The organism is Pseudoalteromonas sp. S554 (genome assembly GCF_005930865.1).
Taxonomy (GTDB): domain Bacteria; phylum Pseudomonadota; class Gammaproteobacteria; order Enterobacterales; family Alteromonadaceae; genus Pseudoalteromonas; species Pseudoalteromonas marina.
This window is the reverse complement of the sequence record NZ_PNDV01000054.1, coordinates 1-447: the sequence shown is the minus strand read 5'-3', so window position 1 is coordinate 447 and position 447 is coordinate 1. Positions and strand designations below refer to the sequence as shown.

General features: G+C 38.5%; 1 protein-coding gene. It reads right to left on the bottom strand.

Features of this window, described 5'->3' with window-relative positions; translation table 11 throughout:
- Nucleotides 1–74 precede the first annotated feature (74 nt).
- Nucleotides 75–447 (bottom strand): flagellin (locus tag CWB65_RS12910; protein ID WP_283240440.1); only part of this gene is annotated, 373 nt, incomplete at its 5' end.

Below are 447 nucleotides of genomic sequence, written 5' to 3'. Positions count from 1 at the left end.
ATTTCCTCAAAAACAAGCATTCATACACAAAGCATCTCAGTATACAAAGCTTTTTAATATATGAACTAACTTTATTATAGCAGAGACAAAGCAATCTGAGGTTGCTGGTTAGCCTGAGCTAACATCGAGCTTGATGCCTGTTGTAATACCTGATTACGAGCCAAGTTAGCACTTTCTTTTGCGAAATCGGCATCCATAATACGTGACTTTGAAGCAGATACATTTTCAGACACGTTTTCTAAGTTACGTATTGTTGAACTAAAACGGTTTTGCTTAGCACCTAAATCAGCACGAACGCCATTTACAGAAGACAAAGCATTATCTAAAGCTGTAATCGCTAACTGAGCATTAGCTGCACTACTAAGCGTAACCCCAGAAAGAGCTAAGCCAGTAGTATTCATATCGGTAGTGATTTTTAGGTTTATGACCTGATTAGCATCTGCACCC